Origin of the sequence: Desulfobulbus rhabdoformis, from assembly GCF_016919065.1 — a bacterium.
Taxonomy (GTDB): Bacteria; Desulfobacterota; Desulfobulbia; order Desulfobulbales; family Desulfobulbaceae; genus Desulfobulbus; species Desulfobulbus rhabdoformis.
Window position 1 is genome coordinate 20,522 of record NZ_JAFFQA010000039.1, and the last position, 12,219, is coordinate 32,740.

Sequence of the window (12,219 nt, forward strand, 5' to 3'; positions counted from 1 at the left end):
TTAAAGATAGATAAGCGCTCCCAGCTGGTAGACACCTACAGCCATGATAAAGGCAAAAAAGGTGTTAAATGCCATGGAAAAGGCTGCCCATTTCCAGGAGCCAGCCTCTTTGGCAATGCAGACCACGGTGACAAAGCAGGGGGCGTAGAACATGATAAAGACCATGACGGCCAAGGCTTTGACCGGATTCCAGCTCGAATCTTTGGCCAGACGATCCGAAAGTGAGGTCGAATCGTCTGAATCCACTTCACCCAGGGAGTAGGCTGTCCCTAGGGTGGAGATGATGACTTCCTTTGCCGCAAAACCACCAATCAAGGCAATATTGGTGCGCCAGTCAATACCGGCATACTGGCTGAACTGCTCAAAAGCAACACCAATTCTGCCACCATAGGAATGCTTGAGCCGCATCAGTGCCTGATCCGCATCGATTTTCCCCAGCGCCTGGTTGAGTTCTTCACTTCCAGACGTGTACGTCTTTTCTGCCTGTTGTCGCGCCGCATCAAAATGCGCAAGATCTTGATCGGAAAGGCCGGGGTAGGTCATCATTGCCCATATCAAGATAGAAATACCAAGAATAACAGTTCCTGCCTTTTTCATGTACTGCCAGGTGCGCTCCCAGGTATGTATGAACAATCCTTTAATGGTGGGAAATCGGTAGGGAGGCAGTTCCATGACAAAGGGGGTTGATTCGCCTCTAAGAACGGTCATACGCAGAAGTTTGGCCGCACAGAGGGCTACGATCCAGGCCAGTAACGTAGCTAGAAACATATATCTGGCCTGATGGGCGGAAAAGAAGGTGCCAATGAGCAGGGTCAGCACCGGCAGCTTGGCACCACAGTTCATAAAGGGGACTGTGAGCAGGGTCGCCAAACGCTCCTTGGGAGAGCGCAGGGTGCGGGTTGCCATCACCCCGGGAACGGCGCAGCCCCCGGCAATGCCGCCGGAAACGATAAAGGGCATAACCGAAGAGCCGTGCAATCCAAAAAAATGAAAGATGCGGTCCATCATAAAGGCCACTCTCGCCAGATAGCCCGAGTCTTCCAGCACAGCAATGCCAAAAAACATGAACATGATGATGGGAACAAATCCCATGACACCTCCCATTCCATCCACGACACCGGAGATAAGCATGGATTTGACCGGGCCGTCAGGCAGGAGACCATCGATGGTGGTGTTGATCAGGGAAAAGAAGGAGGCGAGCCAGTCGACCATGACCGTGCTGTAGCTGAAGGTAAAGGTGTACAGCGCAAAAAGCACAAGGGCCATGATGAGCGGGCCCAAGAGCCTGTGGGTCACCACCTTGTCGATCCTGTCGGAGGTATAGAGCCTGTCCCCAACAAACTTTCGGGTGACAACCCCCTTGTGCATAACTGATTTGATGTAGCCGTAGCGATGGTCGGCAATCATCGCCTCGGGGTAAATACCCAGGGTATGCTGCAGGTGGTTGGCCACTTCATCGCAGCGGGCCAACAGCCGCTTGGCTGCCTCGGGGGAGGTCGCCTGAGCCTTTTGTACAATCTGCTCGTCATTTTCCAGCAGTTTAACTCCGAGCCATCGTTGCGGGTAGATCGCGCGCAGTTCGTCAAGAAGCTCGAGATCCTCCCGCATATCGGCAAGGGTTTCATCCACGTCCGAGCCGTAGCGGAGAAATGCCGGTTGTGGGGTGGTGGTGGCCTCCGAAAGACGCAACACCGCATCTAAAAGTTCATCGACTCCTTTCCCTGTACGGGCGATAATGGGAACCACCGTCACTCCCAAGCGTTGCCCCAGTTCCTCGGTATTGATGGCCAGGCCGCGCTTTTCCGCGACGTCCACCATGTTGAGTGCGATAATCAGGGGGACTCCCAGCTCAAGAAATTGACAACTGAGATAGAGGTTACGCTCCAGGTTGGAGGCGTCGACCACATCAACCACCACATCGGGCTTCTCGTTGATGATAAAGTCCCGGGCGACCAGTTCTTCTACCGAGTAGGCCGTCAACGAATAGGTGCCCGGCAGGTCAACCACACGAAGCCCCTTGCTTTTATGAAGACAACAGCCCTCTTTTTGTTCCACCGTTACACCTGGATAGTTGCCGACGTGTTGCCTGGCACCGGTGAGGTGGTTGAAAAGAGTTGTTTTCCCCGCGTTGGGGTTACCTGCAAGTGCAATGGTCAGAGCGGTTTTCATGGATGGTGGAGCTCTACTGGGCAGAGGTGGAGGGGGATAAGGGGCCTTTGATGCGAGTGGACCGAGTTACTCCACGCGCTATGAGACCTTGGCCATCAAAAAAATATAGGGTCAAGTTTGTTCAAGGCCTGTGCATGGGGAAAGGGCTCTTTAAAGACTTGGATTGGGTTTGATCCAGGCAGCCGGAACAACCACAGCCGCAACCAGGCGTCTGGCCAGAACTGAAAGTCTTGTAGAGTCTTCGGCCGAGAAAAAATATGGCTCCTGCCACAATCACAACAACGATGATCTGTTGCATGTGTGCCTCCTTGTACGAAAGTATACAGTAGACAATGACTGAGCAGTCAGGGGATCAGACCGGTGCAACCATGATGGAAGAGGCGGTGGGGGCATCAAGGCTGATAGTGCCACCGTTGACTTTGACCATGCACTGTTGACCGTTCCCCTTGCAGAGCAACTCTAGCTCACGACCAGGGAGTAGGCCAAGGTTGGCCATTCTGGCACAGGTCCGCCTGTCTCCATTGACCGAGCAGACGCGAAAACGTCCGTGGCAGCAGGACTGGGAAAGCGGAGTGCTTGATTGGGCAGCACGACGACCACATCTTTTCCTGCGCCGACATTTTGAAAAAAAATCGGTGAGAAAAAAGCAGGAATCTTTTGTTTCATTTGTAGCCATAGATCGAACAAACGCCCCGTGGATTGGGTCTCGCACTGTGAAGGTTGTTGGAGAAACAACACTTCAAACTCAAAACATCCTTGCGTCGACAGCCGTACAGCAAAGACCGCTCAAGCTACTGAGCAAGAGGACTTGTGTTGGCTGTTTTGACGTGAATCTTCAGGTGCATCTTTGTGTGGCGGGGAGAACCAACTCACCGCCAACTCCCTTGGCAAAACAGTCATTGTTAGTTATCCCAAACAATGCTCACTGTCAACAGCTTTGCCAAGGGGAAGCCAAAAGATTAAGGATTTTTAAGGCAGCTTGAGAGTGCGTATCGAGTGGTATCTTTTAGACATGGCGAAGTTTTATCGTGCTGTGGAAGAAGACGCGCTGGAAAGAAAAAATATTGGAGGAACAGGTAGCTCTGCCTTGGATACATGCAAGCCCATGGTGTGTGTTTTGTTCCTTGGGGCCCTTTTCCTTAAAAAAAGAAGGATGGATGGAAGAAAAGGGGAGAAGGGCAGGGACGAACCTGCCCATATTCATCGAAATCCGATTCCGTGAAGGGGAAACCGCCGCCACGATTTGAGGTACATGCTTGACTCGTGCGAAGGGCACCCTGAAGGGGAGGGGCCTGTTGAGAAGCTGTGAACTGGTTGTACCTCTCAGGGCCCCAGGTCTACCTCGACCTCGATATAATCGGCCTCGTTGTTACGCAGGGTCAGGGTGCCATCGAGCACGCGCAGGGCAACAGGGTCGTTCAATGGGGCTCGCTGCTTGATGGTGATTGCTGCCCCCGGCACCAGCCCCATTTCACGAATACGTCTGCCCAGCTCACCACCGACCTTGACCGCAACAATCGTACCGCTCTGGTTGATCGCCATCTTGCGCAGGTTGATTTTGGCCATGATCAGGCCCCCTTTTTGGTTATTTTAGCCCAGCTGTCGCGCAGGGTGACGATCCGGTTAAAAACCGGTTTGTCGGCAGTACTTTCACGGGCGTCCAGACAGAAATAGCCCTGGCGTTCGAACTGGAAGCGGTCATCGCCAGTAGCCTGGGCAAGACCAGGCTCCAACATACAGTTTGAGAGCACGGTGAGCGAGTCCGGGTTGAGAAATTCCATGAAATGTTTCTCTTTGTCCGCATCGGGATATTCAACGGTAAAGAGCCGGTCATAGAGGCGCACTTCAGCCTGCAGGGCGTGCTCGGCGGAAATCCAGTGAATGGTTCCCTTCACCTTGCGTCCATCGGGGGCGGAGCCGCCACGGGTTTCCGGGTCATAGGTGCAACGCAGTTCAATCACCTGGCCGTCACCGTCCTTGATGACCTCCTGGCAAGTAATCAGGTAGGCATAGCGCAACCGTACCTCACGACCAACACTTAGGCGGAAGAATTTTTTTGGAGCATCTTCCATAAAATCCGAGCGTTCCACGTAGATCTCTCGGCTGAAAGGAACGACCCTTTCTCCCATGTCCTGATTCTGCGGATGATTTTGGGCGACGAGCTCCTCGCTCTGGCCTTCTGGATAGTTGGTTATGACGACTTTCAGGGGATCGAGCACGCCAAACACCCGGGTGGCATGGAGGTTGAGATCATCACGTACCGCATTTTCCAGTACACCCATGTCAATCCAGGATTCCCGTTTGCCTATGCCTATGGTCTGGCAGAAGCTGCGAATCGAAGCCGGAGTGTAGCCACGGCGTCTCAGACCTGAAATGGTGAGCATGCGCGGATCGTCCCAGCCGGAGACATGGCCCTCGGTGACCAGCTGCAGCAGCTTGCGTTTACTGGTGACCGTGTAGTTGATGTTCAACCGGGCAAACTCAATCTGTCGCGGGTGGTTCGGCGTGTTGAGCGTGTCGAGTACCCAGTCGTAGAGGGCCCTATTGTTCTCAAATTCCAGGGTACAGAGTGAATGGGTGATTTGTTCCTGCATGTCGGAGAGACAGTGGGTGAAATCATACATTGGGTAGATGCACCACTTATCACCGGTACGGTGGTGGTTGCTTTTCAAGATGCGATAGATAACCGGGTCGCGCATGACAATATTGGGCGAGGCCATATCGATCTTAGCGCGAAGGACGCAACTGCCCTCCTCAAATTCACCGGCCCGCATACGCGCAAACAGATCGAGGTTTTCCTCAATGCTTCGATTGCGGTAAGGGCTCTCCTTACCAGGCTCGGTGAGCGTACCCCGGTGTTCCCGAATCTCCTCGCCTGATAACTCACAGACATAGGCTTTCCCCCGTTTAATCAGTTCCACGGCAAAGTTATGGAGTTGATCAAAGTAGTCAGAGGCGTAAAAGAGATTTTCTCCCCAGTCAAAACCGAGCCAGTGGACATCGCGTTTGATGGATTCGACATATTCGGTGGACTCCTTGTCCGGGTTGGTGTCGTCAAAACGCAGGTGGCAGCGGCCTTTGAATTCTTGAGCAGCACCAAAGTTAAGGCAGATTGATTTGGCGTGGCCGATATGAAGAAAACCGTTGGGTTCCGGGGGAAATCGGGTCACAATGCTGCTGTGTTTACCTGTAGCCAGGTCTTCGGCGATAATTTGACGGATAAAGTCAAGGGGCTTGCCGGTGGTCTCTTTTTCGGTGGTCATAAGTAGTGTTCCCTAAAAAAACACGAGAAGGAGGGGCGTTTGTATTGTTTGGCTGAGGTGAAGACTCGCTGAGCGTGTCGAGTCTTCACCTGATGGCACGTTGTGCCTTGCAAAACGGCTTAGGCTTCGGTGTACAGATGATCGATATTGCTTAAACGGGCCACGACGCGTTCTTGTCCAAGGGTTGTGACAATATCAAACATGGATGGTCCTGCCAGCTGGCCGGTGAGCACGGTCCGCATGCCGTTGATCAGGATACCGGGTTTAATTTCCAGCTCGTCGGCGAACTCTCTGCAGAGTTGCTCGGTGGTTTCGGCAGAAAAATCGGCAAGTCCTTTGTAGCGCTCTGCCAGTTGGGGCAACCAGGTTTTCAGGTCCGGATGCTTGAGCACATTTTTTTTCAGCGGTTTGGGATCGACCCCATAGTCCTCGGCAAAATACGCTCGGCCCGCTGTGGTAAAGTCCTTGAGTGTATGAAAGCGATCGCGGATCAGTCCCAGCGTATGCAGGTACCAGTCCTTTTGGGTGGTCGCGTAGGCCTCGTCCCAGAGATCTGCCGCTGCAAGCTCTTTTTGCACCATGGTTCCCAGCGCTTCAAGGTCCATGGAGCGCAGGTAATGCTCATTCATGGCGATGAGCTTCGGGTCGGTGAAAAACTTGGCATCACCCGGGCGAAAGTTAAACACCGAGTTGACCCGACTCATGCGTGAAAGATCAAAGGCCTGGATCAACTCTTCGCGGCTGAAGTATTCCTGCTCGGTACCGGGGTTCCAGCCAAGCAGGCAGAGAAAATTACACAGGGCCCAGGGAATAAAACCGTTGTCCCGATAAAACTGGACGGCAACAATTTCTCCGTGACTGCGTTTGGAGATCTTGCGTTTTTTCAGATCCAGGGTCAGCGGCATATGAGCAAAACTGGGCAGAGGCGCCTCCAGGGCTTCGTAGAGCAATACCTGGCGGGTGGTGTTGGTCATATGGTCCTGTCCGCGAATGATGTGGGTGATACGATCACGTATATCATCGACCACGTTGCAGAGCAGGTAGAGCGGCTTGCCATTGGAGCGAACTATAACGAAATCCTCAAATTCACTGTAGGCGCGTTCAATGCGTCCTAAAACCTGATCGTCGTAAAACAGAGTCCCCTGACGCTCGGGCACCTTGAAACGAATCACGTAGGGAATCCCTTGGGCTTCTTTTTCAGCAATTTCTTCAGCACTCAGGTGGCGACAGGTCCCGTCATAGCCCACATCAGATTTTTTTTGAGCCAGGGCTGCTTCCCGTTTTTGCTCAAGTTCTTCCTTGGTGCAGAAACATTTATAGGCCTGTCCGGAGGCCAGTAAGCGGTTAGCCGCGTCAATATGATCCTGGGAAAACTCGGTCTGAAAATAGGGGCCCTCGTCCCAGTCGATCCCTAGCCATTGCATGCCTTCAATGATGCCGTCAATAGAGGCCTGGGTCGAGCGTTCTTCGTCAGTGTCCTCGATACGCAGGATGAGTTTACCGCCATGCTGCTTGGCAAAGAGCCAGTTGAAAAGCGCGGTCCGTGCTCCGCCGATATGAAGATAACCGGTGGGACTGGGTGGGAAACGCACACGTACTTCTTCCATGAACACTCCTTTGCTTGGTTCGTCTAAATGAGAAAGGTAAGTAGCTTGAAAAATTGTTCAGGGTGTCTTGAATAATTAGATTTTTCAATCAAGGTCAAGGCATGTGAAAAATTTTACCGCAGGCATATGCCTGATATCGGAGTCTTCGCTTACCTCCGAGGATAAAATTTTAAGCATAACGAGGTAAGCGCCAGGCTCCGGGAGATTGGCAGAAAAAGCAATTATTCAAGATTCCCTTCAGCCTTGGCTGGCAACAGGGCCGTTTCATCTGAGCAGTTTTTCAAGGTACCCTAAAGCTTCAAGTTCTCTCCTGGCGATTTGCAAAATTTCTATAGAAAGAAAAAGAGGGGGGAATCGTCAAAATCTGTTTACAAATACCTCAATTAACGACAATACCCCTATTATGCCTGACAGGAATGTCGGAGAGCAAACTTTAAAACCTGAAATATATAGCTCCTAAGTGAGCACTCTTCAAGGCCGATGTGAAAAATGCTGGAAAATGTCCGGCTTGCCACATGGTTTACCCGCTGCGGTTTCACGCAGAGGAATTTAGTGTTGAAGTGTGGGGGGGAATATCGTTATAGTCTTCCGGGCTCGTCTGGCTGTTGTCGGTTGATTGGGTCTGGGGGCAAAAGAAGGGCTGGTAACGAGACTGATTCTGTCCTTTGTTGAAGGAATGATGCATGCAAAGTTTTTGTTGTCTGCTCTGTAATGCGTTGAATTAACGAACAGAAACGCCGTTTTTTTTATATGGTTGTGTAAGCGGTGTCAGCGAGAGGAATAGTATGAGCGATAATCTCTCAAATTGCGGCGAATGCCCTGACGGAAAAGTACGTGATGACTCGGGACGTTGTGTTATGCCCGAGGTGACCTTTGCCTCGTTGGTGCTCTCCTTGAATACCTCGGCGCTGTACCACATGGGCGAGCTTCCGCACCCAGAGACCGGGCAGCGTATAGTGGATCGTGAGCTTGCCAAACACACCATCGATACCCTCACTTTGCTGCAGGCGAAGACCAAGGGGAATCTCGACGCGGACGAGCAGGAACTGGTGACCCGAGTGCTGTATGAGCTGAAGATGCGTTTTGTTAAGCTGTAAGCGAGGCTTGATGTCACAGGATTTACTCACTGTTTACGCTCCGGCCAAGGTTAACCTGTCCTTGAAAATTCTTGGGCGGCGCGATGATGGGTATCATCTGCTGGACACGTGCATGCAGAAACTTGGTTTGTATGACACCCTTACTTTGCATCGTGCCGGGCAGGGGATTTGTTTACAATGCCCAGGGGCCGACATCCCAGAAGATGAGAACAATCTGGTCTACAAGGCCGCCCAATTGTTTCTTGACTGGATGGCACAAAAAAAAGGGGTGAGGCCTAGCGTACGTATCGTTCTGGCAAAGGCTATCCCCGTGGCTGCGGGGTTGGGCGGGGGGAGTAGTGATGCCGCTGCAACCTTACTTGGCTTAAACAAATTGCTGGACGGGGAGTGCCCTGAAGAAGAGTTGTTTACCATGGGGCTCTCTTTAGGGGCGGATGTATCCTTTTTTCTTCATCAAGCTCCGGCTGTGCGGGCACAGGGGATCGGAGAGGAGATGGAGCCGATTGCTTCCCTGCGGGATTGTTGGATATTGTTGGTTAATCCTGGTTTTTCCGTTTCAACCCGTTGGGTGTATCAGAATTTTGCGTTGACAGAAAAAGACGAGTCGGGTACTCTGAAAAATTCACAGCAAGTAGTTGGTGGACTTTATGGCACCGACCTGTCTCTGTTGCTGGTCAATGACCTGGAGCGGGTGACGCTTACAGAGTATCCAGCGCTTGAGCGAATCAAAAACGAGATGCTGGGGCTCGGCGCAGAGGGCGCGTTGATGTCGGGGTCCGGACCAACGCTGTTTGGAATTTTTAAGGATCGGCAAAAGGCCGAGGAGGCTGCAAGAGTGTTTAATCAGCAGTTTTCTCAGGTTTTTTTAGTTGAGCCTTTGCAATAAAAAGAGAGCACTGTCCGCTCAGTGTATCAGAAACGGGTTGGGGCGTCGTCAAGCGGTAAGACACAAGGTTTTGATCCTTGCATTCGGGGGTTCGAATCCCTCCGCCCCAGCCAATCGCTAACAATCAGCTCGTCATGCCCAAACAATTGAAGATATTCACCGGGAACGCTAATCCAGCAATAGCTCAAGAGATTTGTAGTCACCTAAACGTTCCTCTCGGCGCAGCCGAGGTGAAGCAGTTTTCTGATGGTGAGGTATCAGTCGAGATCGGAGAAAATGTTCGTGGTGCCGATGTCTTCATCGTTCAGCCAACCTGCTCCCCGGTCAACGACAATCTCATGGAGTTGTTGATTATGGTTGATGCGGTACGTCGTGCTTCAGCCCGTCGTATCACCGCAGTTATGCCGTATTATGGGTATGCTCGTCAAGATCGAAAGGTGCGGCCGCGTACTCCTATCACAGCAAAGGCTGTTGCTGAGATGCTCAATGTCGTTGGTACACGTCGCGTGCTGTGCATGGACCTGCATGCCGGACAGATTCAGGGTTTTTTTAATGTACCGGTTGATCATCTCTACGCTGCTCCTGTTATCCTGAAACACATTCGGGATAAATTTGAAGATGTGGTTATGGTTTCTCCGGACGCTGGTGGGGTGGAACGCACACGGGCGTTTGCCAAGCGACTTGATGCAGGGCTTGCCATTATCGATAAACGTCGAGAAAAAGCCAACGAGTGCGAGGCAATGCATGTCATCGGTGATGTTGCCGGTAAAACCGCAATACTTCTGGATGATATTGTCGACACCGCTGGTACTTTGTGCGGTGGCGCGGACATGCTGAAACAAGTCGGTGCAAAAGAAGTGCATGCCTGTTGCTCCCACGGTGTCCTGTCTGGACCTGCCATCGAGCGAATTACTAACTCCTGCTTAAAATCGCTCGTGGTCACAAACTCCATACCTCTCAAGGCCGAGGCTGCCCAGTGTGAAAAAATCACTGAGCTTTCGGTTGGAGCATTGCTGGGAGAGGCAATTAAGAGAATCCATACCGAGGATTCTGTAAGCTGTTTGTTTGTTTGATTATTAACTGATTATTTACGAATTGTAATAGGACCCGGGGATAGGGGAGGAAAGGTATGATTCAAGTTAACTTAGATTCGGCAGTGCGCACTGTCTTTGGAAAAGGTCCGATGCGCCAACTGCGCATGAAAGAAATGACACCGGCAAATCTTTACAGTGGCGGCGGTCAGCCTGTACCTCTCCAGTTTGACGCAGCGGCACTGTTCAAAGGGTTGCTTTTTATTCATGGTCGTAATGCCGTTGTGACCCTGAAAATCGAAGGGGACAGCAAACCGGAGCGTAACGTTCTGGTTCAGGAGATTCAGAAAGATCCGATAAGCGGTGAGCTTATTCATGTAGACTTTCTGGAGATCGCCTTGGATAAGCCGATGAAATTCACTGTACCGCTTAAATATACCGGTGTGGCGAAGGGTGTCGATCTGGGTGGTGACCTGCAGATTTTTAAAGACACTATTGTGCTGCAGGGATGTCCCATGGATATTCCTGATCTGATTGAAACAGACATCACTCCACTGGAAAGAGGTGGTGCCGGAATCACGTATGGCGATCTGGCCGTCCCCGAAAAGGTTGAGATGCTGGATAACGCTGCAGCTGTCTGCGTGTCTGTCAGTTAAAAGCAGATTCGTTCAGAGCAGTTTGACTGCTTATTGAGTTGTTTGAGCCGGAAATTTATTTCCGGCTCTTTTTTTTTGCCAGGTATCACCCACTCCTTTTTATTTTTTTCATCTATGGCAGACAATCGATTTCTTCTGGTTGGTCTGGGGAATCCCGGCCCGGAATATGAACAGACCCGTCATAATGTTGGCTTTATCTTTCTGGATTATCTTGCCCAAAAGACAGGGTGTCGCATTGAGGGACAAAAAATGGAAGGCCTCTATGCACAGGCCCGAGGTTTTGGGGGGCAACTTTTATTCCTAAAACCACAGACCTACATGAACAGGTCTGGGGGAAGTGTTCGTGCTTTTGCCGACTATTTTAAGATTCCCAAGGGGCGGATTCTTGTTCTGCATGATGATCTTGATCTTGCAACCGGGCGAATAAAGGTGGTGGGGAAGGGAGGGGCTGGCGGACACAACGGTATTCGCTCTATCGCCCAGCATCTAGGCGGTGCTGATTTCGCCCGGGTAAAAATCGGTATTGGTCGCCCTCCACAAAATGAGCAGGGGCGGGGGCAACCTGTGGATCGTTACGTTCTTTCTCGAATGCATAGTGATGAGATGCAGCTTTTTGAGCAGCGGTTTGCTGTCGTTGAAGAAGCTGTTGAGTTGTTTGTTTGTGATGGGATCGATCGGTGTATGAACAGCATCAATGGGCGTTTTTAATCCTGATCTCCTCCTTGAATTTGCCGGGTGAGGAGTGCTTTGCAGCTTGACGACTCCCTCAGGAAAATTTGTTTCTAAAAAGATGGAAGCAATTCTGAACCGGAATCTGCATCTTTTTGCCAAAGGTGATTGCAGAGGTTTCTGGTGTAATCGCCCGGAGATAACCTGTAGAAAATCACTCCTTTTCCATTATTTGCGATACAGGGGGGGAACCATCCTTTGCGATTATTGAAAAAATATGTTATCGTAACACTTTAGATATTTGCAGTCAAATCAGGGGCGAAATGTAGACTGCCTTTTCTTTTTCGTTTTGGAGGGACATGTGTTCTCAGAAGGTGATATGGCTGTCTATCCGGCCCATGGCGTAGGCCTGATTGAAGCTATCGAAACGCAAACAATTGGTGGTATTGACCAGAGTTTTTATGTCATGCGTATTCTTGATAATGACATGACGATTATGATCCCGACCGCCAATAGCGCCAATGTAGGCTTGCGAGCCATAATTTCAGGTGATGAAGTCACGAAAGTTGTCGATATCCTCAAAGAACGTGACGTGAAAATTACCTCACAGACCTGGAATAGACGGTATCGCGAGTACATGGAGAAAATTAAAACAGGTTCCGTCTTTGAGGTGGCTGTCGTACTCCGGGACCTCTTTTTGCTCAAAGAGGATAAAGATCTTTCCTACGGTGAGCGAAAAATGTTGGATACAGCAAAAAGTCTTCTCGTCAAAGAGCTCTCCTTGGCTCAAAAAACAGACGAAGAAAACATCGAAAAACAGATCGAAAAATTATTCTGCTGA

General features: G+C 51.0%; 13 protein-coding genes and 1 tRNA gene. 8 read left to right on the top strand and 6 right to left on the bottom strand.

Annotation, left to right across the window (positions count from 1 at the left end):
• The 6 genes from feoB to gltX all read right to left on the bottom strand — a co-directional run bounded on the left by feoB (window position 1) and on the right by gltX (window position 7,039).
• On the bottom strand, window positions 1-2,169 hold the full coding sequence (gene feoB, locus JWJ90_RS17405) for a ferrous iron transport protein B (RefSeq protein WP_205228490.1): 2,169 nt from the start codon (window positions 2,167-2,169) through the stop codon (window positions 1-3).
• A 121-nt stretch (window positions 2,170-2,290) separates the two neighbouring features.
• Window positions 2,291-2,467 (bottom strand): FeoB-associated Cys-rich membrane protein, encoded by a 177-nt coding sequence (locus tag JWJ90_RS23975; RefSeq protein ID WP_205228491.1) that lies wholly within the window; start codon window positions 2,465-2,467, stop codon window positions 2,291-2,293.
• Between the two features lie 54 nt (window positions 2,468-2,521).
• The gene (locus JWJ90_RS17415; protein ID WP_205228492.1) at window positions 2,522-2,845 is read right to left on the bottom strand and encodes a FeoA family protein; all 324 of its coding nucleotides are present in this window, start codon (window positions 2,843-2,845) and stop codon (window positions 2,522-2,524) included.
• A gap of 647 nt (window positions 2,846-3,492) precedes the next feature.
• A complete protein-coding gene (locus JWJ90_RS17420; protein WP_205228493.1) occupies window positions 3,493-3,735 on the bottom strand; it encodes a FeoA family protein in 243 nt (80 codons plus the stop codon).
• Window positions 3,736-3,737: 2 nt separating this feature from the next.
• Window positions 3,738-5,432: a glutamine--tRNA ligase/YqeY domain fusion protein gene (locus JWJ90_RS17425; RefSeq protein ID WP_205228494.1), complete on the bottom strand. Its 1,695-nt coding sequence runs from the start codon at window positions 5,430-5,432 to the stop codon at window positions 3,738-3,740.
• Window positions 5,433-5,551: 119 nt separating this feature from the next.
• Window positions 5,552-7,039, bottom strand: coding sequence for a glutamate--tRNA ligase (gltX, locus tag JWJ90_RS17430; protein WP_205228495.1), 1,488 nt, complete (start codon window positions 7,037-7,039; stop codon window positions 5,552-5,554).
• 205 nt (window positions 7,040-7,244) lie between these two features.
• Between gltX and JWJ90_RS17435 the strand changes: the two genes are divergently transcribed.
• From JWJ90_RS17435 to JWJ90_RS17470, 8 genes are all read left to right on the top strand, one after another.
• Complete coding sequence (locus tag JWJ90_RS17435) at window positions 7,245-7,499, top strand: hypothetical protein (protein WP_205228496.1); 255 nt, start codon at window positions 7,245-7,247, stop codon at window positions 7,497-7,499.
• A gap of 325 nt (window positions 7,500-7,824) precedes the next feature.
• Window positions 7,825-8,136, top strand: a complete 312-nt coding sequence (locus tag JWJ90_RS17440; protein WP_205228497.1) for a DUF1844 domain-containing protein — start codon at window positions 7,825-7,827, stop codon at window positions 8,134-8,136.
• A gap of 10 nt (window positions 8,137-8,146) precedes the next feature.
• Window positions 8,147-9,022 carry a 4-(cytidine 5'-diphospho)-2-C-methyl-D-erythritol kinase gene (ispE, locus tag JWJ90_RS17445; protein WP_205228498.1) on the top strand — a complete coding sequence of 292 codons (876 nt, stop codon included), beginning with the start codon at window positions 8,147-8,149 and terminating at the stop codon, window positions 9,020-9,022.
• 38 nt (window positions 9,023-9,060) lie between these two features.
• Window positions 9,061-9,135: transfer RNA gene (locus JWJ90_RS17450), tRNA-Gln, on the top strand.
• A gap of 21 nt (window positions 9,136-9,156) precedes the next feature.
• On the top strand, window positions 9,157-10,095 hold the full coding sequence (locus JWJ90_RS17455) for a ribose-phosphate pyrophosphokinase (RefSeq protein ID WP_205228499.1): 939 nt from the start codon (window positions 9,157-9,159) through the stop codon (window positions 10,093-10,095).
• A gap of 56 nt (window positions 10,096-10,151) precedes the next feature.
• Window positions 10,152-10,709: a 50S ribosomal protein L25 gene (locus JWJ90_RS17460; RefSeq protein ID WP_205228500.1), complete on the top strand. Its 558-nt coding sequence runs from the start codon at window positions 10,152-10,154 to the stop codon at window positions 10,707-10,709.
• 114 nt (window positions 10,710-10,823) lie between these two features.
• On the top strand, window positions 10,824-11,417 hold the full coding sequence (gene pth, locus JWJ90_RS17465) for an aminoacyl-tRNA hydrolase (RefSeq protein ID WP_205228501.1): 594 nt from the start codon (window positions 10,824-10,826) through the stop codon (window positions 11,415-11,417).
• 322 nt (window positions 11,418-11,739) lie between these two features.
• Window positions 11,740-12,219 carry a CarD family transcriptional regulator gene (locus tag JWJ90_RS17470; protein WP_338032343.1) on the top strand — a complete coding sequence of 160 codons (480 nt, stop codon included), beginning with the start codon at window positions 11,740-11,742 and terminating at the stop codon, window positions 12,217-12,219.